The 21,891-nt window shown below is 54.9% G+C and carries 16 protein-coding genes; 11 read left to right on the forward strand and 5 right to left on the reverse strand.

Annotation, left to right across the window (positions count from 1 at the left end; all coding sequences use genetic code 11):
• Positions 1-89 precede the first annotated feature (89 nt).
• Positions 90-407, forward strand: a complete 318-nt coding sequence (locus tag QKW35_RS07985; protein ID WP_282352137.1) for a hypothetical protein — start codon at positions 90-92, stop codon at positions 405-407.
• Positions 408-457: 50 nt separating this feature from the next.
• Here QKW35_RS07985 and QKW35_RS07990 read toward each other — a convergent pair whose 3' ends face one another.
• The 4 genes from QKW35_RS07990 to elbB are packed head-to-tail and all read right to left on the reverse strand — an operon-like array spanning position 458 to position 5,128.
• On the reverse strand, positions 458-1,381 hold the full coding sequence (locus QKW35_RS07990; RefSeq protein ID WP_282352138.1) for a hypothetical protein: 924 nt from the start codon (positions 1,379-1,381) through the stop codon (positions 458-460).
• Positions 1,368-3,515, reverse strand: coding sequence for a putative bifunctional diguanylate cyclase/phosphodiesterase (locus QKW35_RS07995; protein ID WP_282352140.1), 2,148 nt, complete (start codon positions 3,513-3,515; stop codon positions 1,368-1,370). Before QKW35_RS07995 ends, QKW35_RS07990 begins: the two co-directional genes overlap by 14 nt.
• Entirely contained in the window at positions 3,512-4,417 is a 906-nt protein-coding gene (locus tag QKW35_RS08000; protein ID WP_282352142.1) for a phosphate/phosphite/phosphonate ABC transporter substrate-binding protein, read from the reverse strand. The genes QKW35_RS07995 and QKW35_RS08000 overlap by 4 nt, the downstream gene beginning before the upstream one ends.
• 60 nt (positions 4,418-4,477) lie before the next feature.
• Positions 4,478-5,128 carry an isoprenoid biosynthesis glyoxalase ElbB gene (gene elbB / locus QKW35_RS08005; RefSeq protein ID WP_282352144.1) on the reverse strand — a complete coding sequence of 217 codons (651 nt, stop codon included), beginning with the start codon at positions 5,126-5,128 and terminating at the stop codon, positions 4,478-4,480.
• 329 nt (positions 5,129-5,457) lie between these two features.
• Here elbB and hemB point away from each other — a divergent pair, with 329 nt between their 5' ends.
• The 6 genes from hemB (at position 5,458) to QKW35_RS08035 (ending at position 12,087) form a co-directional block, all read left to right on the forward strand.
• Positions 5,458-6,468 carry a porphobilinogen synthase gene (hemB, locus tag QKW35_RS08010; protein WP_282352146.1) on the forward strand — a complete coding sequence of 337 codons (1,011 nt, stop codon included), beginning with the start codon at positions 5,458-5,460 and terminating at the stop codon, positions 6,466-6,468.
• Positions 6,469-6,517: 49 nt separating this feature from the next.
• Entirely contained in the window at positions 6,518-8,677 is a 2,160-nt protein-coding gene (ppk1, locus tag QKW35_RS08015; RefSeq protein ID WP_282352147.1) for a polyphosphate kinase 1, read from the forward strand.
• A 345-nt stretch (positions 8,678-9,022) separates the two neighbouring features.
• Positions 9,023-9,796, forward strand: a complete 774-nt coding sequence (locus QKW35_RS08020; protein WP_282352149.1) for an ABC transporter ATP-binding protein — start codon at positions 9,023-9,025, stop codon at positions 9,794-9,796.
• Between the two features lie 40 nt (positions 9,797-9,836).
• Positions 9,837-10,595 carry an ABC transporter substrate-binding protein gene (locus tag QKW35_RS08025; protein ID WP_282352150.1) on the forward strand — a complete coding sequence of 253 codons (759 nt, stop codon included), beginning with the start codon at positions 9,837-9,839 and terminating at the stop codon, positions 10,593-10,595.
• Positions 10,596-10,648: 53 nt separating this feature from the next.
• The gene (locus tag QKW35_RS08030) at positions 10,649-11,341 is read left to right on the forward strand and encodes an ABC transporter permease (protein ID WP_282352151.1); all 693 of its coding nucleotides are present in this window, start codon (positions 10,649-10,651) and stop codon (positions 11,339-11,341) included.
• A complete protein-coding gene (locus QKW35_RS08035; RefSeq protein WP_282352153.1) occupies positions 11,338-12,087 on the forward strand; it encodes an ABC transporter permease in 750 nt (249 codons plus the stop codon). Before QKW35_RS08030 ends, QKW35_RS08035 begins: the two co-directional genes overlap by 4 nt.
• A 159-nt stretch (positions 12,088-12,246) precedes the next feature.
• Here QKW35_RS08035 and QKW35_RS08040 read toward each other — a convergent pair whose 3' ends face one another.
• Positions 12,247-13,098: an SDR family oxidoreductase gene (locus QKW35_RS08040; RefSeq protein ID WP_282352154.1), complete on the reverse strand. Its 852-nt coding sequence runs from the start codon at positions 13,096-13,098 to the stop codon at positions 12,247-12,249.
• Positions 13,099-13,138: 40 nt separating this feature from the next.
• Here QKW35_RS08040 and QKW35_RS08045 point away from each other — a divergent pair, with 40 nt between their 5' ends.
• The 4 genes from QKW35_RS08045 (at position 13,139) to QKW35_RS08060 (ending at position 21,855) form a co-directional block, all read left to right on the forward strand.
• Complete coding sequence (locus QKW35_RS08045) at positions 13,139-14,053, forward strand: hydrogen peroxide-inducible genes activator (RefSeq protein ID WP_282352155.1); 915 nt, start codon at positions 13,139-13,141, stop codon at positions 14,051-14,053.
• Positions 14,053-16,131: an ATP-dependent DNA helicase RecG gene (gene recG / locus QKW35_RS08050; RefSeq protein WP_282352156.1), complete on the forward strand. Its 2,079-nt coding sequence runs from the start codon at positions 14,053-14,055 to the stop codon at positions 16,129-16,131. The genes QKW35_RS08045 and recG overlap by 1 nt, the downstream gene beginning before the upstream one ends.
• Before the next feature lie 46 nt (positions 16,132-16,177).
• Positions 16,178-16,690 carry a DUF501 domain-containing protein gene (locus QKW35_RS08055; protein ID WP_282352158.1) on the forward strand — a complete coding sequence of 171 codons (513 nt, stop codon included), beginning with the start codon at positions 16,178-16,180 and terminating at the stop codon, positions 16,688-16,690.
• Positions 16,691-16,842: 152 nt separating this feature from the next.
• Positions 16,843-21,855, forward strand: a complete 5,013-nt coding sequence (locus tag QKW35_RS08060; RefSeq protein WP_282352160.1) for a LamG domain-containing protein — start codon at positions 16,843-16,845, stop codon at positions 21,853-21,855.
• Positions 21,856-21,891: the final 36 nt, after the last annotated feature.

Consider the following 21,891-nt stretch of genomic DNA (forward strand, 5'->3'; position numbering starts at 1 on the left):
ACGCAGAAATCTGGTCTACGCTGGCATAAAGCTTATTTGCGAACGCAGCCCCCTCGCATTGCGATGACCCCATCTTAAGGAGACGTTTTATGGGTATGGAAAACAACCGCCTGTTGATGCAACTGGACAAATACCGCCGCGAAGTAAATCGTGCGGTGTTGAACCCGGCAATTCCCGAGTTGGCGTTGGAAGACCTTAAACCGATGCTGGGCATGGTTGCTGAAGCGCGGGCGCAGTATGTGTCTGAGCTGCTGGAGGTGGCAAAGCTCTCAGGCAACAGCCTGCCGACGCCCGAGCAGATCCGTCAGCTTAAGGTGTGTCGGGAAACCTACGACGAGCTGGTGGCCGCCGCCAATGCACTGGAAACGGTGATCCAGCGGGGGTATCTGGATGTGAAAGACAGTTGAGGTGAAACAGAGGCGAGTCAGCCCCTGTATGTCGTGCTCTTCGGCAGTGTTCAGAACTCGTAGCTGAGCTCCAGGTTGTAGCGGCGCTCGCCATCGTCCCCGCCGTTCAGGTGCTGCTCTACGGCAATCTCCATCTCGAAACCGCTGATCGGCGCTTCGTATTCCAGCTTTAGGTGGGCGATCCAGCGCTCGTCATCGTCCCATGTCCAGTCGATAGCGTCTTCGGCGCGCTCGGCGTCCAGTTCTCGCTGCCAGAATGGACCGGCTGTCAGTTCCCAACCGTCTACAGGTGTAATCCAGCTAAGGAATAGGCCTGCTTCGTATTGCTGTTCCATCTCCGCATCCTGCATCTTATTGCGCTTGTCATCGTGCCACAGGCTCAGACGCTCCTGCTTGTACTCAATAAACGGATGCAGATAGAGGGCGGGTGACGGGGTTGAGTATTCGCCGGTTGCTTTGACCGCCCACTCGTAGCCCTTCAGGTCGCCGCTACGGGCTTTGGCATCTTCGTGCAGCATATAGGCGCCGTAGGATACATGCAGGTAACGGTCGTATCGTGCCTTCAGCAGCCAGCGATCGGCACCCAGAAAGCGACCGGTGTCGTAACGCAGGCCAAGGCCAGCATAGGTGATGCGGTCGAACTCCGTGCGGGTCTTGTCTTTCTTGAGGCTACCGTCCTCTTTCAGCTGCAGGTTACGGTCCTTGTTCCGCTTGAACAGGTGGCCAACGCGACCGATATATTCCAGTTCGGGTACGCGGCTCTCGGCGGTGTAGGTGACCTGGGTATCGACTTCGGCTTTGCGCTTCTGCTTGATCTTACGTTTGTCGAAAGAGCCGCCGTCGTAGGTTGTGACGTCGGAGGTAGCTCCATCGGTGTATTTCAGATCGGTTTTGATCTCCCATCCTGCGTCGACCGCGGTCGAGGCGAACAGGCAGGCACTGCCTAACAGCAGCAGTGCGTTAGAGCGGTTCATAGAGTGTTTCCTTGTCCAAGAGCTTCAGCAGCTGTTTGAGTGGTGCTGGTTTGGCGTACAGGTAACCCTGGGCGTAGTCACCGCCGCGGTTGTGCACAAAGTGCTGTTGGGATTCGGTCTCGATCCCTTCACAGACGGTTTTGAGTCCCATGGCATTAGCCATGGTGATAATGGTTTCGATCACCTGATCGCCTTGGCCCTGGTCCAACTCGGCGATAAAGCTGCGATCGATCTTCAGACCGTCGATCGGCAACGAGTGCAGGTAGCTGAGGGAGGAGTAGCCGGTGCCGAAGTCGTCGATCCAGATAGCGGCGCCCATCTGCTTCCAGGCTTGCAGGGTATCGGCGCAGGATTGGATGTTTTCCATCATACTGGTTTCGGTCAGCTCCAGATGCAGGGTGTGCGCGGGCAGCTGAGCGCGTTGAATGATGTTGTGTATGGCGTCCTGGATTGCAGGTTCGCGTAGCACGGCACCGGAGATGTTGACCGACAGCTTAAAGTGGCTGCGACGGGGTATGATCTGCTGGATCAGGTCGTGGCAGGCGTGCTCGAGAGTCCACAGGGTCAGCGGCATGATCTGGTCGGTTTTTTCGATCAGTGGGATAAAGGTATCTGGGGCGATTGGGCCCTGCTCGGGATGTTCCCAGCGCAGCAGCGCTTCGGCGCCGATGATCTCGTTACTCACTATGTCCACAATCGGTTGGTAGGCCAGCTTCAGTTCGCCTCTTTGCATCGCATCACGCACATCCTGCTGGATAAGCATCTTGCTGATTACTTCATTGTTCATCTGCGGCTCAAAGAAGCGGTGGCGTTTGCGGCCGGAATGCTTTGCGGCATACATGGCGATGTCGGCTTGTTTTAGCAGTTCGGTTACGCTGCGGCCGTGTTCCGGGAACAGGGTTATGCCGACGCTGGCTGAGACGGTGTAGCGTCGGTCTTCAATGGTGAAGCTGTGGTCGAGCACATCGGCAATACGCGTGGCGATCCGACTGATCTGCGAACGGTCTTTGCAATTGGGCAACATCATTACAAATTCATCGCCGCCCAGGCGGGCCAGCAACAGGCTTTCCGGTACCGGGAAGTCAATGCTTTCGGCTTCGGTGACCAGTAGATTGGTCAAACGGTTGGCTGCCTGGATCAGCAACTTATCCCCAACCTCGTGCCCGGCAACGTCGTTTACCCGCTTGAAGTGATCCAGATCGATAAACAGTACGGCAACCTGGTTGTTGTGGCGGTCGGCCCAGCTCAGCATCTTGTTGAGTTCTTCGTTGAACATACGCCGGTTGGGCAGTTGGGTCAGGGCGTCGTGATAAGCGAGGCGCTCCACCTGGCTACGCGAGAGGTTGATGGAGTCTTTCATCTCCTCCAGGGCATCGCCCAGAAGACCAAACTCATCTGCCCGCTCCAGCTTGAAGCGGATTTGGTTTTCGCCAGCGGTATAGCGGCGACAATGGTCTACGAGTCTGCGGATAGGGGATAACAGGTGCTGGGAGAGGAAGAACACCAGAGCCATCGCTGAGGCGAGCAGCAGGATGATGATAGAGAGTGAAGTGACAATAATATTGTTGCGCAGCTCCCGACTCTGCAAAGCCAGGTCGGCGCTCATCTCGCGGATATCTGTTTCGGCCTCGGTGTAGGTGATGGCGATACGCAACACTGCGAAGGTGGTTTCACCGGATCGGATCGGTTGGGCGACATGGATGTACTGGCCGATCTTTCGGGTATCTGCGTCCAGCATGACCGGCAGGCCGGGCGGCAAAAGCTCGCTGATATGACGGCCGAAGTTGTGTAGCTCGGCACTACCGTCGTGAATAACCCTGCCGCTTGCGTCGTGAATGTAGGTGTAGGCTACATTGGTATTGTGTGACAGTGCTTCCAGCTGCTCCTGAATAGCGCTGAAGTCGGAGCTGTAAACCGCCGCATCCAGGTTGCTGGCGAGGGATTCCGCCACCAATTGTGCATCGCGGATCAGTTGCTTTTCCACCGCTTCTGTCAGGTGCTGTTGCCCCTCGTCGATAGCTGCGTGAGCATAACGCTCCAGATAGAAGATATTTACCAACAGCACACAACAGCCTACCAGTGCGGTCATGACAGCCAGCAGAATGCCGTAACGGGTTGCGATGGAGTGCTTCATTCTGACCAGTTTCGGCTGTTGTTGTAGATCTCAGCCAGCAGTTTGGGGACGTCTTCGTTCAGTGTTTCAAATCCGCTGGTTTGTTCGTACCGCGACAGCAACTTACCGTGGCTGTCAGAGGTCATGCCAAGCAACAGGGCTTTCAAGGCTGCGGCCCGTTCCGCACTGAGCTTGCTGCTGACCAGCTCCAGCGCCCGGGGATAAGGTTCGGAGCGGTAGATAATGCGCAACTCCGATTTCAGCGCGTCTGGCACCCGGTCAGGATTTTGCCAGTCGCCATCGTTAAGGGCACCGGCCTCCACCAGGCGCTTGTGCACCCAGAGCAGGTTGTTCTTCTCGTTGCGGCTGAACAGGTGGTTGACCTTGTTGCTGTCCCGCGCGGCATGCAGACTGTGAATAAAGTTCAGGCTCTGGCCGTGTTTCTCGAGGATCATGCGCGGAAGGTAATAGCTGCTGAAAGAGTTGTTATGCTCAAATGCAATCCGCTTGCCGGTAAGATCGGCCAGGTTTCGCAGGCCAGAGTCCTTGTGGGTGTAGATCAGGGTCTGATAGCGCTGCTGGCGGGACTTCCACTTCATCAGCAGGGGGATCGCATCTGCTTCATGCACCAGAACTGCGGCGCTGTACGGGGTTTCTGTCACCCAGTGAACTTCGCCTTTCTTGACTGCTTCAATCAGTTCGTCCAGTTCTGAAAACAGGCGCACTTCCGCGCGGGTGATGCCCACGTGACCCAGGTGTTGGGCGACGTACTTTGCCATTGGGCGCAGTTGTTTGAAGTCTTTCTTGGGGCGATCGCTGAGCTGGGCGAGCACTAAGGTTTCGGCAGCTGCATGCGCGGTGACTAGGAGTGTGGACAGGCAGATCATCCTGATCAGGTTGCGCATACGACGGCGATACAACATAACTACTTCCTGTATCGGAGCACGGTTGTTTCCGTGCCCCGGGTGAGGATGGGGATTCTATCAGGCCATCCCCACAACAGCATCAACCAACTTGTTAATGCCGGAGGCTGCTTCAGAGATCGAACCGGCCAGCATATAAGCCGGGGTGGTCACGACTTTCTTGTCTTGATCTATCACCATCTCGTCCACAGGGCAGGCCTGGTGCTTGCCACCCATCGCTTCGATCGCGGCTGCGGTGTCAGCATCAGTGCCGATAGTGCAGGTGGTGCCTTCGCCAAACAACAACGGAGTCATGGCGGGAGCAATACAGATCAGGCCCACCGGCTTACCGGCTCCATGTATCGCCTTGCTGAAGCGGGCAACATCCTCGTTCACGCTGCAGTTGGCGCCTTCCACTGCGAAATTACTGAGGTTTTTTGCGGCGCCAAATCCGCCCGGAATAATCAGCGCATCGTAGTCGTCCGGATTCGCCTCGGCCAGATCAAGAATATCGCCACGCGCCAGACGGGCAGCTTCTACCAACACATTGCGACTCTCATTCGCTTCTTCACCTTTGAGGTGATCGATAACGTGCAGCTGCTCAATGTTGGGTGCCATGCACTGATAACGTGCGCCGTTCTGCTCGATGCGTAGCAGGGTCAGGACCGATTCGTAGATCTCTGATCCATCAAAAACACCGCATCCTGCCAGAATTACCGCAACTTTTTTCATGCTGAGATCCTCTCTTGAACTGAAACGTGTATAGCCTGATCAGATAGCATGACCTGTAATTATGACAACCGTCATTACGCCACAGGTATGACCGGGCCGATAGGACAATACGCTAACTACTTAACACCAGATTACGTTAAGATTTGGATTAACACCACGCGCCCTCTGGTCCGGCAGGTTCTGTCGGGTTGCGTATCGTAAGGGGCGCCGCGCTGATTTTCATTGCCACCGATCAGGTTATCGAATGAACAACCGTCAAGTAAGGCAGTGGAGTCATATTTCTGTCATGTTTTTCGAGTCCAATCTCGTGCGAAAGAAGGATGTTGCCCGTGGCCTTTAACAATAGCCAGCGTTTCTACCCTGAGACCCGCATGCGCCGTATGCGTGCTGATGATTTCTCCCGCCGTCTGATGCGGGAAAATACTCTGACCCCGGATGATCTGATCTACCCGGTGTTTGTGATTGAGGGCCAGAACGAAACCGAGATCGTACCGTCTATGCCAGGCGTAGAGCGCATGAGTATCGATCTACTGGTGAAGGAAGCCAAAGAGCTGGTTTCCCTGGGCGTACCAGCGGTGGCGTTGTTCCCGGTGACCCCGCTGAATGTTAAATCTGAATTTGCCGAAGAAGCTTACAACCCGGATGGTCTGGCACAGCGTACGGTTAAAGCGCTGAAAGATGCCTGTCCTGAACTGGGCGTGATCACCGATGTGGCGCTGGATCCGTTTACCACCCACGGCCAGGACGGCATCATCGATGAGAACGGTTACGTGCTGAACGACCGCACCGTGGATACGCTGGTACAACAGGCATTGTCCCATGCGGAAGCCGGTGCGGACATCGTTGCGCCCAGTGACATGATGGACGGCCGTATCGGCTCCATCCGTGACGAGCTGGAAAGCAACGGTCACGTGAATACCCGCATCATGTCGTATGCTGCTAAGTACGCAAGTGCTTACTACGGCCCGTTCCGTGATGCAGTGGGCTCCGCAGGTAATCTGGGTAAGGGCAATAAATTCAACTACCAGATGGACCCGGCCAACAGTGACGAAGCCCTGCATGAAGTGGCGATGGATCTGGCTGAGGGGGCTGATATGGTGATGGTTAAACCGGGTATGCCGTATCTTGATATCGTACGCCGGGTGAAGGAGGAGCTGTCAGCGCCGACCTTTGTGTACCAGGTCAGCGGTGAATACGCGATGCATATGGCCGCGTTCCAGAACGGCTGGCTGGATGAGAAGTCCGTGATGATGGAATCGTTGATTGCCTTCAAGCGCGCGGGTGCCGACGGTGTACTGACCTACTTTGCGAAACGCGCCGCGCAGCTGATGAATGAGTAATCAGTAGCTAAAATCCAATAGGGCTGCTGATCAGAAAGGAGTTTGAGTAATGGTTGAAGAGACCACCGTACAGTGCAACGATGCGGCAGCAGCCCTGCTGGAAAGCCGTGAGAGTGTACCTACCACCGAACCGGTGGAAGAGACACCGGTTGACCTCAAGGCCCCCGAGCTATATATCAACCGTGAATTGAGCCACCTGCAGTTCAACATCCGTGTGCTGGAACAGGCATTGGATGAGAAGCACCCGCTGCTGGAGCGGCTGATGTTTCTGCTGATCTTCTCCAGCAACCTGGACGAGTTCTTTGAGATTCGTGTGGCCGAACAACTGCATCAGTTGAAGTATGGCCGTGAAGCGGTGGGCCCGGATGCGATGCACCCGGAAAAAATCATCAGCCGCATCTCCGAGATTTGCCACGCCCAGATCGAACGCCAGTACCAGATCCTCAACGAGATCCTGTTCCCTGAGATGGAAGCGGAAGGTATCCATTTCCTGCGCCGCCGTCTGTGGACCGACGAACAGCGTGAGTGGATCCGTCAGTACTTCGAGAACAACGTGGTACCGGTAATCAGCCCGGTTGGTTTGGATCCGTCACACCCGTTCCCACGTTTGGTCAACAAAAGCCTCAACTTTATCGTGGAGTTGGATGGTAAAGACGCCTTTGGGCGTCAGACCGGTATGGCGATCATCCCGGCGCCGCGCTCATTGCCGCGTTTGGTGCGCCTGCCGGATGAGATCTGTGAAGGGGAAGGGGATCACCTGATCTTCCTTTCCTCCCTTATCCACGAATTTGCCGATGACCTGTTCCCGGGTATGAAGGTGAAGGGATGCTTCCAGTTCCGTATCACCCGAAATGCCGACCTGACCTTCGACTTTGAAGAGATTGAAGATCTGGCCAACACCCTGCGTGGTGAGCTGCACTCGCGTAAATACGGCGATGCGGTTCGCCTTGAGGTGGACAGTCGCACACCGGAAGAGTTGATCAGCTTCCTGCAACGCGAATACACGCTGGATGAAAGCCAGACCTACCGTGTCAATGGTCCGGTGAACCTGACCCGCATGATGGCGGTACGTGATCTGGTGGAGCGCAACGACCTGCGCTACAACCCTTTCTCACCGGGTATTCCGGGCAAACTGAAGGACCAGAAGGATATTTTCACGGCACTGAATCAGAGTGACCAACTGTTGCTGCACCCGTTTCAGTCCTTCACACCTGTAGTTGATCTGCTGCGTCAGTCTGCCAAAGACCCTAATGTAGTGGCGATCAAGCAGACGCTGTACCGTACCGGTGTGAAGTCCGACATTGTTAACGCGCTGGTGGAAGCAGCCCGTAGCGGAAAAGAGGTCACCGTGGTGATCGAGCTGCGTGCCCGCTTCGATGAAGAAAGTAACCTGCACCTGGCCAGCCGCCTGCAGGAAGCCGGCTGTCTGGTTGTATACGGTGTGGTGGGGTATAAGTGTCACGCCAAGGCGATGCTGATTGTTCGCCAGGAAGGAAACACGCTGGTGCGGTACTCTCATCTGGGCACCGGTAACTACCACTCCGGTACTGCACGTCTGTACACCGACTACAGTTTCCTCACCGCCGATCAGGAAGTGGGTGAAGACGTACACAAGGTGTTCCAGCAGCTGACCGGTATGGGCAAGATCCAGAAGCTGAAGAAGTTGTACAACGCACCGTTCACCCTGCACGCCAAAATGATCGAACTGATCCAGCGTGAGACGCGTCTGGCCAAGTCAGGTAAAGACGCGCATATCATGGTGAAGGTCAATGGCCTGACCGAGCCGAAGCTGATTCGTGCGCTGTACGAAGCATCCCGTGCAGGTGTGAAAATCGATCTGATAATCCGCGGCATGTGTCGGCTGCGTCCGGGTATCCCGGATCTGTCAGAGAATATCCGTGTCCGCTCCATTATCGGCCGTTTCCTGGAGCATACCCGCGTATGCTACTTCGCCAACAACGGCAAGCCGGAAGTATTTGCGGCGAGTGCCGACTGGATGGAACGTAACATGCTCAACCGTGTAGAAACCGGCTTCCAGCTGTTTGGCAAAAACGCGGAGCGTATGAAGAAAGAGCTGGATTACTACATGATGGATAATACCCAGGCATGGGACCTGCACGCCGACGGTAGTTATACACAGGCGCATCCGGCGGAAGGTGAAGAACCGTTCTCCGCCCAACAAGCCCTGCTGGACGATTTCGCCCGCTGATAGCGATCTGACCGACAGCAGCCTCAATCAGGGCTGTTGTCTTCCGTCTGCCCCTCACAATCGTGCGTAAACACACCCACATTCAGCGGAATTTACTGTTTTTTGTATTTTCCAGCTACCCTCTATCTGACGTATAACTGTTTATAACGTGACGCATATCGCACTATTGTTGCAGGCATATGACTCTATGGTCGCCAATTGCGCTTTTAATAAATATCCGTCAGAATTGACCTCTTTTATTTCTTATGGGAAATAAGTGTTTCTAATCCTGCGTGGGTGACCCCCGGCAGTTGACCGCCAGGAACGTGTTAACAAGCGCGTCAGACATGGCTTAGGAATCAGATTATGATCAACCAGCAACCGGCACTTGAGCTTGTTGATATCCACAAATCGTACGGTGCGATTGAGGTCCTGAAAGGGGTCTCCCTGACCGCCAACGAAGGCGACGTAGTCTCCATCCTGGGCTCCAGTGGCTCCGGCAAGAGTACGCTGCTGCGCTGTATCAACTTACTTGAGCGTCCAAATCAGGGACAGATCCGCGTTGGCGGAGAAGAGCTGGCCCTAAAGCCTGCCAAAGACGGCGCGCTGGTGGCTGCTGACCGCAAACAACTCGAAAAGATGCGCTCGCGCATCGGGTTTGTGTTCCAGCAGTTCAATCTGTGGCCGCACAAAACAATCCTACAGAACATCATCGAATCCCCGATTCACGTACTGAAGCAGCCAAAAGATCAGGCTGTGGTCCGTGCGCAGGAACTGCTACGCAAGGTCGGTCTGTACGAGAAGCAGGATGTCTATCCGGGCAACCTGTCCGGTGGTCAGCAACAGCGTATTGCGATCGCCCGGACACTGGCGATGGATCCACAACTGCTGCTGTTTGATGAACCCACTTCAGCACTCGACCCGGAACTGGTGAACGAAGTGCTGAGTGTTATGCGTGATCTGGCTGATGAAGGCCGCACAATGCTGATCGTAACGCACGAGATGCGATTTGCTCGCGATGTGTCTTCACAAGTAATTTTCCTGCATCAGGGACAGGTGGAAGAGTGCGGAACGGCCGAACAGGTCTTCGAAGCGCCTAAGTCCCAGCGTGTGCAGGACTTTATGTCCAGTCATCAGTAACAAAACAAACAACAATAAACTCAAAAGAGAGATAGTAGAGATGAAACTGCAGAAGCTGATCGGCGCGGTAGCGCTTATGGCAGGCTCCCTGATGATGGGATCCCAGGCAATTGCTGGCGACAAGCTGCGTATTGCAACTGAAGGTGCGTACGCGCCATTCAACATGGTGAACGCGCAGGGCGAGCTGGAAGGTTTCGACGTTGATATCGCACGTGCACTGTGTGCAGAGATGAAAGCGGATTGCGAAATCGTAGCTCAGGACTGGGACGGTATCATCCCGGGTCTGCGTGCGCGCAAATACGATGCGATCATCGCTTCTATGTCCATCACGGAAGAGCGTCAGCGCGTGGTTGACTTCTCCGATCCTTACTACTCCAACGTACTGGCATTCGTAGCGGCTAAAGGCAACTCTGTAGACACCAGCAAAGACGGTCTGAAAGGCCTGACCATCGGTGCACAGCGTGCAACCATCGCCGGTCAGTACCTGGAAGACAACCTGGGCGACATTGCCAGCGTTAAGTTGTACGACACTCAGGACAATGCGTACCTGGACCTGAACGCCGGTCGTCTGGACGTACTGCTGTCTGACAAATTCCCGGCATACGACTGGCTGCAGACCGATGCGGGCACCGGCTTTGAATTCAAAGGCGCTGACATCGACATCAACGACAAGATCGGTATCGCGCTGCGCAAAGGCGACAAATGGCGCGCACGTTTCAACGACGCGCTGAAAGCGATCGTTGAAAACGGTACTTACGCGGAGATCAACGCGAAGTACTTCCCGTTCTCCATCTACTGATCTGACCGCGGGGATGGCTGAATGGCTGTCCCTGCCACAATCCGGTTAATTACATGGATCTGCAAGGATTTGGGCACCTCCTCGTCTCCGGCACATGGGTGACGGTACAGCTGGCTCTGGCCAGTCTCGTATTCGGCCTGATGTTCGGTTTGATGGGCGCTGCCGCTAAACTTTCCCCGTTTCGTGTCCTGCGTTACATGGCCACGCTCTACACCACGCTGGTACGTGGTATCCCAGAGCTGCTGCTGGTACTGACGCTCTACTTCGGTGGCTCGCAGCTGCTGATGTGGTTTATGGGCTTCTTCGGCTACGACGAATATATCGAAATCAGTCCCTTCATCGCAGGTGTGGGTGCGCTGTCGGTCGCCTTTGGTGCCTATGCCACCGAAGTGTTTCGTATGGCGATGCTGGCCATCCCGAAAGGACAATGGGAATCGGCCTATGCCTTTGGCATGAGCCCCGTGCAGACCTTCTTCCGGATTATCCTGCCGCAGCTCTGGCGTCTGGCGATTCCAGGGCTGGGTAACTTGTTCCAGGTCCTGCTGAAAGATACCGCGCTGGTGTCTGTTGTTGGCCTGAACGACCTGATGCGACAGGCCTATGTTGCATCCGGCTCCACCAAAGAGCCGTTTACCTTCTACATGGCGGCGGCCCTGATCTACCTGGGACTGACCGTACTGGCCACGTTGACCACTCAATTTCTGGAACGCCGTGCTGATCCGGCAGGCAAAGGAGCACGCGCATGAGTTGGGAATGGGGCATCATTATCGAATATCTACCCCGTCTGCTGGACGGTGCCTGGCTGACGCTTGAGCTGGTACTGGTTTCCGGGCTGATGGGGCTGGCACTGGCCGTGCCGATTTCGCTGGCGCGTTCATCCGATAACTTCTGGGTGCGTGCTCTGCCGTTTGCCTACATCTTTTTCTTCCGTGGTACGCCGTTGCTGGTGCAGATCTTCCTGATCTACTACGGTGCGTCCCAGTTTGATGCGGTAAAAGAGTCGGCACTTTGGGTTGTGCTGAAAGAGCCGTACTGGTGTGCGATTATCGCCTTCACCCTGAATACAGCAGCCTACAGCGCCGAGCTGTTCCGTGGTGCGATCCAGGCGATTCCGAAAGGCGAAATTGAAGCCGCGAAAGCGATGGGTATGAGCCCACCGCTGATGATCCGTCGAATCGTACTGCCGCGTGCCTTTGGTATCGCACTGCCGGCGTACGGAAACGAGATGGTACTGATGCTGAAAGGCAGTGCACTGGCGTCTACCATCACACTGCTGGATCTGACCGGTATGGCACGTACGATTATCGCCCGTACCTATACGCCGCTGGAGATGTTTATGGCGGCCGGTCTGGTTTACCTGGTGATCGGGGCTGCGATGATCGGCATCTTCCGCCTGATCGAGTACCGCTTTAACCGCTACCAGTACTACAAACACACCCCGCTGCCGGCCAACATCGACCCACAGCTGCGTGACGAGCACATCGACGACTGAGGAACCTGCGAACAAGCTCGAAACGCCTCTGAATGCCCCTGAGGGCGGGCGCTAAAACAGCTTTCTGCTTTGTCAGGAAGCTTGGAAAGGACCGGTCATTCCACTGCACTTCCTTTCGCGCATAAAGCCGTTTTATCGCCCGCAGAGAAAGTCTCGGACTTATTCGCAGGTTCCCTTGTCATTGCTCAATATCGCTGCATACCCATCCCGATAGCTGGGATAGCGGAAGTTGTAACCGGTTGCCCGCAGCAGCCGGTTACTGCAACGCTTACTCCCCGCCCGCCGTGTTGCACTACGATCTGTGATTTCCACACCCATTTGCGCCGCTAACCAGGCCGATACCTCATGCATGGGTGCCGGCTCGTCGTCGCTGGCCAGATAGATCCGTGCGAGGGGATGGCCGGTCAGAGAACGGTTGATCAGATGGGTCAGCACATCGGCACAGTCGTCACGGTGGATACGGTTGCTGAAAAGAGGTGGTTGCTCGGGCGCGCTACGGCCGCTTCTGACCTGATTCAGTAAGTGGTTTCGCCCCGGTCCGTAGATACCGCTAAAACGCACCACGGTGGCTGGTACACGGGCATGCAGGGCAATATGTTCCGCTTCCAGCATCACCTGACCGGAAAAGCCGGTTGGTTCGGTCGGGCTGGTTTCATCCACCCAGCCGCTGTCGTTCTGGTGATACACCGAGGTGCTGGAGGTGAAGAAAAGATGTTTGGGAGGCTCCGGAAGGGCTTTGAGCAGGTGTGTCAGACCATCGCAGTAGGCGGCCCGGTAGCCGGACTCATCATGGCGCGATGCGGCAACGGCATACACTACAATAGTAACTGCGGGCAGGCCTTTTAGACTGTCAGGGTCGCCCAAATCAGCCTGGATCCCTTGGATGCCGTCGGGGAGCTGGTTTATATTACGGCGAAGACCGTATACCTCCAGACCTTGATCTAGTAAGTTAAGTCCTAGCTGACAACCAACATCGCCACATCCGGCGATCAGAACTGATTGCTTCGGCATCACTCTCTCCGTCTGGTGATTATGAAAGGAAGTCTCAGGAATGACCCTCACTGAATTGCGTTATATCGTGACCCTTGCCAGAGAGCAACACTTCGGCCGCGCCGCTGAACGTTGTTTTGTCAGCCAGCCCACCCTGTCGATTGCGGTGAAAAAGCTGGAAGAAGAGCTGGGCATTCCCCTGTTTGAGCGTAGTAAAAACTCTGTAAAGGTCACCCCGGTGGGGGATAAGATCGTGCAGCAGGCGCAGCGTGTACTGGAGCAGGCGGAAGCGATCAAGGACTTGGCCCACGAAGGCAAAGACCAGCTCAAGAGCCCGCTGCGTGTCGGTGCGATCTACACCATCGGCCCGTACCTGTTTCCGCATCTGGTGCCGGAGGTGCAGTCGCTGGCGCCGCAGATGCCGCTCTACATCGAAGAGAACTTTACTGAGAATCTGCGCCTGAAGATCCGTAACGGCGAGCTGGATGCGATCATTATTGCCATGCCGTTTCATGAACCCGATGTACTGACGCGCGAGCTGTACGACGAAAGCTTCGAGATGTTGCTGCCAGCGGAACACCCATGGGCGTCCACCAAAGAGATCGATAGCCAGTCTCTTTCTGAGACCCAGTTGTTGTTGCTGGGCGAAGGTCACTGCTTCCGTGATCAGGTTTTGGAAGCCTGTCCGACCCTCAACCAGTCGATGCACGAGCAGCACACCGTCATGGAAGGCAGCTCGCTGGAAACCATCCGCATGATGGTGGCATCCGGCCTGGGTGCCAGCGTGTTGCCGTCGTCTGCGGTGAAAAACACCCACTACAAATCTGAGATGGTGGTGACCCGTCCGTTCAAGGCACCGGGACCACGCCGTACCGTGGCGGTTGCCTGGCGCGCCAGCTTCCCGCGTCCACAGGCCATCGATGTACTGGTTCAGGCGATCGGCCGTTGTCACCTGCTGGGAGTTAACGACAACTGATGTCCCTGCCATTGGCCGAGATACCTGTAACCGACCTGAAAGGGGTCGGTACAGCATTGGCGCTGAAACTGGAGCGCCTGGCAATTCATACCCTGCAAGACCTGCTATTCCACTTGCCGTTGCGCTATCAGGACCGCACCCGTATCGTGCCAATCGGCTCGTTGCGCCCGGGTGATGAGTGCGTGGTTGAGGGTGAGATCAAAGTCTCTGATGTGGTGCAGGGGCGACGTAGAAGCCTGTTGTGTCGAATCCAGGATGGTACTGGTACCCTGACCCTGCGCTTTTTTCACTTCAACGCAGCCCAGAAAAACAGCCTGAGGCCGGGTATCCGTGTGCGCTGCTTTTCCGAAGCACGCACCGGCGCGGCCGGGCTGGAGATGGTGCACCCCGAATACACCAAGGTGGATTCCGATGCGTTAGTGCCGGTGGCTGAGACACTGACACCGGTGTATCCAACCACCGAAGGCCTGCATCAGCCTCGCCTGCGCTCTCTGGTCAGTCAGGCGCTGACCTATCTGGACAAACAGGGCCTGCAGGAGCTGTTGCCTGACAACATCCGCCAACAGTGGCGTTTGCCCGAACTGAACGATGCGATCCGTTATCTGCATCATCCACCTGCGGAGGTGGATCAGCACCTGTTGCTGGACGGCAAACATCCTTCCCAGCGTCGGCTGGCGTTCGAAGAGCTGCTGGCTCACCACTTCTCTTTGCTAAAACTGCGAGCCAAGACCCGTGAGCAAGGTGCGCCGGTGATGCGATTCACAGGGGAACTGGTCCAGCCGTTTCTCAACGGTCTGCCATTTCCGTTGACCGGTGCGCAGCAGCGTGTCAGTGCCGAGGTGGGGCATGATCTTGTCCAGCCCTACCCGATGTTGCGTCTGGTTCAGGGCGACGTGGGGTCGGGTAAAACGGTAGTGGCAGCTCTGGCGGCATTGCAGGCGGTGGAGAGTGGTTTCCAGGCGGCGGTGATGGCGCCAACCGAGATCCTTGCCGAACAGCACTTCAATAACTTCACCGCCTGGCTGGAGCCGCTGGGTATCCAGGTGGCTTGGCTGGCGGGTAAGCTCAAGGGCAAGCAGCGCCAGGCCCAGCTAGAGGCGATCCGCAATGGGGAAGCTCGTGTTGTTGTCGGCACCCATGCGCTGTTCCAGGACGAGGTCGTCTTTCATGATCTGGGATTGGTGGTGGTGGACGAACAGCACCGCTTTGGCGTGCACCAGCGCCTGAGCCTGCGTGAAAAGGGCCGTAACGGCGAACTGTCCCCCCATCAACTGATCATGACAGCAACCCCCATCCCACGAACGCTGACCATGAGCGCCTATGCGGATCTGGACTGCTCCATTATCGACGAACTACCACCAGGCCGAACACCGGTCGCTACCGTGGTAATCGGCGATGAGCGCCGTAATCAGGTGATCGAACGGGTACGTTCCGCCTGTAGCGAAGGCCGCCAGGTGTACTGGGTGTGTACCTTGATCGAGGAATCCGAGGCGCTGCAGTGCCAGGCTGCTGAGGTGACAGCGGAACAATTGGTCGCAGCGTTGCCGGAGCTGCGCATCGGCTTGGTTCACGGCCGCATGAAACCGGCAGAAAAAGCCGAGGTCATGGGACGTTTCAAAGCCGCAGAGCTGGATCTGCTGGTGGCGACCACAGTGATTGAGGTGGGCGTGGATGTGCCTAACGCCAGCGTGATGATTATCGAGAACCCGGAACGGTTGGGCCTGGCTCAGCTGCACCAGCTGCGGGGCCGTGTCGGTCGTGGTTCGGTGGAAAGCTTCTGTGTGCTGATGTATCACGCGCCGCTCTCCAAGCAGGGGCGCGAACGTCTCAAGGTGATGCGTGAAACCACCGATGGTTTCAGGATTGCCGAAAAAGACTTGGAACTGCGTGGCCCGGGTGAGGTGCTGGGGACGCGCCAGACCGGCATGATGCAGTTTAAGATCGCCGACCTGCAACGGGACGGGGACCTGCTTACCCGTGTGAAACAGGTGGCAGGTCAGATGCAGGGTTATCCACAGCACGTGGAGCCAATGATCCGGCGCTGGTTGGGTGCCGGTGAGGAGTACGGCAACGTTTAGCGGTATACTAGCGCTCTTGTTTCTCTGAAGTATTACCGGAATCCACATGTCTCAACCAACCGCACAGCAACTTGAACTGATCGAACAACAACTGGGCCGTAAACCGCGTGGTCTGGCCGGTGTGGCGGTCGCAACTGATTCCGGTGTGCCACTGGTGCTGCAGATGCAGTCGCTGGTGGAGGACCAACCCTTTCCAACGCTGTTCTGGCTCTCCTCCAAAGACCTCTATCAGGCGATCGCCGAGATCGAAACCTCCGGTTGGGTTAAACAGATCGAAGCCGAGCTGGAAACCAACACCGAGTTGCGCGAAGCCTTTCTGGCCAACCAGCAGGACTATGTGGATCTGCGCTGGAAACTGATGCGCGACGAAGACCGTCTGCGTATCGAGGCATTGGGCTTTACCGACCTGTTCAATCAGTACGGCATCGGCGGAATCCGCCACTGGGATAAAGTCCGTTGCCTGCACATGCAATATGCCCACCATCTCGCGGCCGGGAACGTTATTGGTGCCCGTTTGGATGAAGAGTTTGGTCTCAACAAACTGACCATCAATATCTGATCAAATCCGCCGATATCCTGATGTAACTCAAGCAACGGAATGTTTAATGTTTTACGGCTGAAAAAGCCCGCAATGAGGTCTATGCTGACTGTTTGCGGTTGTGCGCTGACATTGCTTTCCGTTGTATAGGATTTATGGAGTATCGGTAACTGATGTGTAGGTCTCAGCAAGCTGTTTGGATCTTTTTGCTTTGGGTGTTCAGCCTCAACGGAGTCTATGCTGCCACGCCAACGTGTAGCGCGGTTTTTCCTGACGGCGTTCAGACCAACAGCAACAGTGGTCGGGTACTCTTTGAATGGGGTGCCAAGGTCATTGACAGCCCCGATAATATCATCGAAACCAAACGGTTGGATGATAGTTCCGGTGGTTCCAGCTGTAACACTACTTCGTGTGGATATACCGGCTCTGCCGCAGAGTCGATGGATTACAACACCTTTCCCAACAATAACAACGATGTTGTTATTGGTTACAATCAATCCCGTACCTTACTGCCAGGCAATTATGACGATATTCGTCTCGATTCCGGTGCTGTAGCAACGTTTACGCCGGGTGATTACCGCTTAAGGGGGGCGCTTTACCTGAGAAGCGATTCGCAACTGCGTATCAATGGTAGTGGTGTGGTGCGTATTCTTATGAAGGGTAAAGGGCGGTTGGAATCAGGTGCCGATATTAATCCAGGTGGGGATGCCTCCCGGATCATTATCTACAGCCGCAATGAAATAGAGCTGCACAGCAATACGACGGTTACTGGATTTGTGTATGCAAAAAACACCGTACGTCTGCACAACCGTGCCGAGGTTAACGGTGCTGTCAGCGGTAAAAATGTCGAATTAAAAAGTTCGTCCTCCAAAGTAACCTATTTGCCATCCGCTTTATCCAGTGCCTCTTTTGGCGACCTCTGCGGAGGAGGCCCTGTCACTCCTCCCCCTCCTCCACCGGCCGCCACGGGTTGTGCCGCAATCTGGCCGGATGGCGTGCAAAGCCACAGTAATAGCGGAGAAGTAAAGTTTGAATGGAACTCTAGGGTTATCAACAGCCCGGATAACGTAATTGATGCTGCCAAAATCAAGGATGAGTCCGGTGGTGTGAGTTGTGTGGACACCACGTGTACCGCAAGTTTCAGTCCATCTCCGGAAATCGATTTTAGTGGTTTTATTTCCAGCGGCGGCAGTGATTTTGATGTTGATTACAAGCAAACCCGCACGATTTCACCGGGCACCTACAAGGATATTGAGCTGAAAGGTCAGGCAACACTGATCATGGAAGCAGGTGATTACTACGTTACCGATGATGTGAAGATACAGTGGGACTCCGATATACAGCTGCCAGCTTCAGGCGTAGTACGTATGTTTATCGATGACAAATTTGAGTCCGAAGGACGAGGCACGATAAACAGCAATGGTAATCCCGAGCAACTGCTAATTCTTGCCAGAGGAGACATCAAATTTAAGAACACCGATGACGTAAAGGCTTTTGTCTACAGCCTGAAAGATGTCGAACTCGGCCATGGAAGCGATGTTGTCGGTGCAGTGAGCGGCAAAGATGTCAAACTGAAATCCTCTGGATCAACGGTGACCTACAGCGTAACAGGGGTGGCAAACACGGCCTTTGGCGAGATCTGCAGCGGAGACATGGTGGTTGTAGCGGAACCCATTGCGGAATATCGCTTTGATGAGTGTACCGTTGAGTCAACGCTCAGGGACGAAACGGGAAGCTATAACGCTGCTGCAATGGGGGTAGCTACTGCAGACAATGGCGTGATCGGTAAGGCCCTGGATCTGAGTGCAGACGGAACCGGTGATTGGGTAAGCTTGCCGCGTAATCTTGCCGATGGGCTTAACGACTTTTCTGTCGCCTTGTGGATAAAAACATCTGTTAATAAAGGCCAGCAGGAGATCCTGCAAGCATTGGGGTCCAATACCGACGACGATGAGTTGGAGATTTACCTAGTCAACAAACATCGTATCCGCTTTCAGGTTAAGGACGACGATGTCAATCTGGATAGCAGCAGTAGCATGACCGATGGCACTTGGCATCACGTGGTGCTTACCCGTCAGGGAGCCCGTGGTTGCCTCTATCTGGACGGCTCCCTGCAGGAGTGTGATGACGATCTGGGAAGTGGTGCGTTGTCAGTGCCCCAGAGTGCTTTTGTCCTGGGGCAGGAACAGGATGCGTATGGTGGTGGTTTTTCCTCTTCACAATCCTTTGAAGGCCTGATGGATGAGCTGAAAATCTATAATCGTACGCTGAGTGCGAGTGATATCAGTGCAATCTATAGCAATGAACAGGCTGGGAATAACTCGGATGGCAGTAGCCGAGAAGCGCAGGTCTGTGAGCCGGAAACACTTGAGCCTTGGGTCGACCTGCGTTTCGATGAAACCAACTGGAGTGGCGCAGAAGGCGAGATTAAGGACACCAGTGGCAATGGTAATCATGGCTCTATTGTTGATATCGTCAACGGCAGTAACTCCTCAGGCAACGTAACCAATATCGCGGATGGCAAGATCTGCCGTGCAGGTCATATAGGTGATAACAATAGTAGTAGCGATATTTTTGCGATCGACAGTGGTGTCGACCTGAATGACCTGGGAAGTCAGCACACGGTCAGCTTCTGGTATCGGCCAACCGATGCCTGGAACGATGGCCTGACTCGCCTTTTGATGGACGCGTCTGCAACCGATTCCCAAATTTTCTACTACCTGGCTAAAGAGAGCGACAGTAAGGTTGAGTTTGGCTTTGAGAATACCTCTGACAGCGATTATCGCCAGAAAAGTTCATCCTCTTTCGGGTTTGTAGCAGGGACTTGGGTGCATATTGCGGCGAGCATGGACAATACCACCAACGTCATGAAGGCCTACGTGAATGGCTCAAAAGTGGTGGAGCGCAGTACTTCCGGTACCTTGGGCGATATCTTCAGTTTTTACCTCGGTGACAACCGCAGCTCCTATACCTCAGGCTCCGGCACAGGTCGTTCAGCAAACGGTGATTTTGATGAGCTGCTGATCTTTGACAAAACCCTGTCGGATGCCCGAATCGCCTCGATCTACAGCAACCAGAACAATGAGAAAAACTGGGACGGTTCCGATCGTGAATGTGCTGTGGGTTCCACGGTGGATCACTACGGAATCTCGGTGACAACACCGGCACTGACCTGTGAAGCTGCTGAGGTAACGATCACAGCGTATGACTCATCCGGCAATACTGTCACGCCAGATAGCGGCACTGCCATTACGCTTTCAACAGATAATCCTGTGGATGGCTGGTCGCTAAAAACCGGCAATGGCTCGCTGTCTGAAAGCCGCTACACCTTTGATGGCTCAGAAACTTCGGTGGTTCTTGGATTGATGAATACAAATCCGGAAACCATCAATATCAATGTGACGGATGGTCCCGTATCGGAATCTGCGTCGTTAGACCCATCTGTCGTATTCGTTGATGCAGCGTTTCGTTTCAGTACCATCGCAGCACAAATTTCAGGTCAAGACGGGGTGGCCGTCACCTTAAGCGCGATCCAGACCGATGCTGATACCGGTCGTTGTGTTGTACTGCAGCCGAATCCTGCAGCCAACGTCGATGTCACTTTTGCATACAGTTGTGAAGACCCGTCGTCATGTGCGCGGGCACAGGATGCGCTGACCGTTGCCGGTGTAGCAGTGGATAGCACCGCAGAAGGTTATACAACTGTACCTGTATCGTTTAACTCAAGTGGCCAGGCGACGTTGAACCTGAATTACAGTGATGCGGGCCAGATCAAAGTGCACGCCGCAGCTGAATTAGCGGTAACAGGGGCAACGACTAAAGCAAGTATTGCCGGCAGTAGCAATGCATTTACGGTTGCACCAGCAGGACTCTGCGTGGAAGCGACGGATGCCAATGCGGCCTGTGCAACTGGAGACAGCACGTGCAGTGCGTTTGTTGCAGCAGGAGCAAATTTTGCACTGAAAGTTTCGGGTCGCCAATGGCAGGCGGGAGAAAGCAGTCCGGCGGATTACTGCGATAACGGCACCACACCAAACTTTAAGTTAGAGGATATTCCACTGTCCCACAGTGTTGTTGCGCCTTCTGGAGGTGAAACGGGTGATCTTGGTGTGCCTGTCGTCAGTATCACCTCGAACGGTGAAGCAACGATCAATACCCAGACGGTCAGCGAAGTGGGGGTGTTTACGATAACGGCACAGCCTCCCGCGTATTTCGGTGCTGATACCATTCCTGATGCGACCAGTGCTGCAATCGGGCGTTTCTATCCGGACCGATTTGTATTGAGCGACGTGGTTCTCACAAATCGAGCGGATCTCAGTTGTTCAGCGTCGGATTTCTCCTATATGGGGGAAAATTTCCAGACGACATTCAAGCTTACTGCACAGAATAGCGCGGGTGGGCAAACCAAAAACTATACGGGTGGATTTGCCAAGCTGGATCAGCAGTCAGAACTAGGACTAGTGCTTGTGGATAACCCATCTGGCGGTACTCTGTCTGATCTGAGTAGCCAACAAAATGTCGATAGTACTACATTCAGTTGGCCTGCCGTGGGGGAAACCGATTTGGGGCAGGGGACAGTAACGCTTAACTTATCGCTTGGGCGTGGTGCTGGGGTGGACGGCCCGTACAGTAATGTAATTGTGGCCATTGCGCCAGACGACGGCGATGCTCAGCTGAACAGCTTCAATATCGACTATTCAGGTGATGGAAGCAATGACCATGCGGATGCGGGTGATACTGAGATCCGCTTCGGTCGTATGCAGATCCAGAATACCTACGGCCCTGAAACCGCATCCCTGAATCAGCCGGTATTTGTTCAGTACTTTGATGGCAGCAACTTCGTGACCAGTGCTGATGATAGCTGCACACCGTTTGCAACAAGCAATATCGTATTGCAGGTGGAAGGCGAGTCAGCGCTGGCACAAGGTGTGGTGACAAACGTGGATATCGGTTCCGGTACTACCAACCTGGCCATCGGTAGCGCGCTCGCCTCAGGTGAAGCTAATCTCACTTACAGTGCACCGGGTGCGGGTAATACCGGAACTATAACCAATATCTATGCGGTACCCGATTGGTTACGGTTTGACTGGGACGGTGATGGCTCCCACGACGATAATCCATCCGCCACCGCGATCTTTGGTCGCTACCGCGGTAATGACCGGGTGATCTACTGGCTGGAACAGTAAGTCCAGCCAATCGCCGAACCTAAAGACACAAAAAAG

The sequence above is a fragment of the Pontibacterium granulatum genome, from assembly GCF_029961155.1.
GTDB lineage: Bacteria > Pseudomonadota > Gammaproteobacteria > Pseudomonadales > Balneatricaceae > Pontibacterium > Pontibacterium granulatum.

Coding starts and splice junctions, on each gene's coding strand:
- QKW35_RS08020 (WP_282352149.1), top strand. CDS start 9,023: ATGATCAACCAGCAACCGGCACTTGAGCTTGTTGATATCCACAAATCG.
- ppk1 (WP_282352147.1), top strand. CDS start 6,518: ATGGTTGAAGAGACCACCGTACAGTGCAACGATGCGGCAGCAGCCCTG.
- QKW35_RS08040 (WP_282352154.1), bottom strand. CDS start 13,098: ATGCCGAAGCAATCAGTTCTGATCGCCGGATGTGGCGATGTTGGTTGT.
- QKW35_RS08060 (WP_282352160.1), top strand. CDS start 16,843: ATGTGTAGGTCTCAGCAAGCTGTTTGGATCTTTTTGCTTTGGGTGTTC.
- QKW35_RS08030 (WP_282352151.1), top strand. CDS start 10,649: ATGGATCTGCAAGGATTTGGGCACCTCCTCGTCTCCGGCACATGGGTG.
- recG (WP_282352156.1), top strand. CDS start 14,053: ATGTCCCTGCCATTGGCCGAGATACCTGTAACCGACCTGAAAGGGGTC.
- QKW35_RS07985 (WP_282352137.1), top strand. CDS start 90: ATGGGTATGGAAAACAACCGCCTGTTGATGCAACTGGACAAATACCGC.
- elbB (WP_282352144.1), bottom strand. CDS start 5,128: ATGAAAAAAGTTGCGGTAATTCTGGCAGGATGCGGTGTTTTTGATGGA.
- QKW35_RS08045 (WP_282352155.1), top strand. CDS start 13,139: ATGACCCTCACTGAATTGCGTTATATCGTGACCCTTGCCAGAGAGCAA.
- QKW35_RS07995 (WP_282352140.1), bottom strand. CDS start 3,515: ATGAAGCACTCCATCGCAACCCGTTACGGCATTCTGCTGGCTGTCATG.
- QKW35_RS08025 (WP_282352150.1), top strand. CDS start 9,837: ATGAAACTGCAGAAGCTGATCGGCGCGGTAGCGCTTATGGCAGGCTCC.
- QKW35_RS08035 (WP_282352153.1), top strand. CDS start 11,338: ATGAGTTGGGAATGGGGCATCATTATCGAATATCTACCCCGTCTGCTG.
- QKW35_RS08000 (WP_282352142.1), bottom strand. CDS start 4,417: ATGTTGTATCGCCGTCGTATGCGCAACCTGATCAGGATGATCTGCCTG.
- QKW35_RS08055 (WP_282352158.1), top strand. CDS start 16,178: ATGTCTCAACCAACCGCACAGCAACTTGAACTGATCGAACAACAACTG.
- QKW35_RS07990 (WP_282352138.1), bottom strand. CDS start 1,381: ATGAACCGCTCTAACGCACTGCTGCTGTTAGGCAGTGCCTGCCTGTTC.